1 protein-coding gene is annotated in these 455 nt (G+C 60.0%); it reads left to right on the forward strand.

Annotated features, from left to right (window positions below):
* Positions 1 to 35 precede the first annotated feature (35 nt).
* Positions 36 to 449, forward strand: a complete 414-nt coding sequence (locus EJ063_RS20670; protein ID WP_126576086.1) for a DUF1761 family protein — start codon at positions 36 to 38, stop codon at positions 447 to 449.
* Positions 450 to 455: the final 6 nt, after the last annotated feature.

Raw genomic sequence — 455 nt, forward strand, 5'->3', positions numbered from 1 at the left:
AGCTTGGCGAAGATCAAGCGCGGGGAGGATGATCCATGCCCAAGATTGCGTTCCATTGGCCATCGCTGATTGCTTCGGCAATTGCCATCTATGTGGTTGGCTTTCTGCTTTACGGCCTGATTTTCGAAGAGGCTTGGCTCGTCTGGTCGGGCTATCGCGCTGAAACGCTGGCCGCAGAAAGCTGGCGCATGGCGCTTTCGCCGATCATGCCGGTGTTGCTGGCGGCCGGGATTGGATGGGTTTTGCACTGGTGCAAACCCGCGGATTTGGGCGCGGCTTTGGGGCTGGGCGGGCTTGTTTGGCTGCTTTTGCTGCTGCCCACGCGCCTTTATGCTTGGGTTTACGGCCCACAGCCCTTGGGCCTGCTGCTTCTGGATGGCGGCCATTTGCTGGCCGATGCCCTATTGGCCGCCGCGATCCAGCAGGCTTGGCCGAAAAAGGCGCAATAAGCCAGA

Origin of the sequence: Vibrio aquaticus (genome assembly GCF_003970385.1) — a bacterium.
Lineage (GTDB): Bacteria > Pseudomonadota > Gammaproteobacteria > Enterobacterales > Vibrionaceae > Vibrio > Vibrio aquaticus.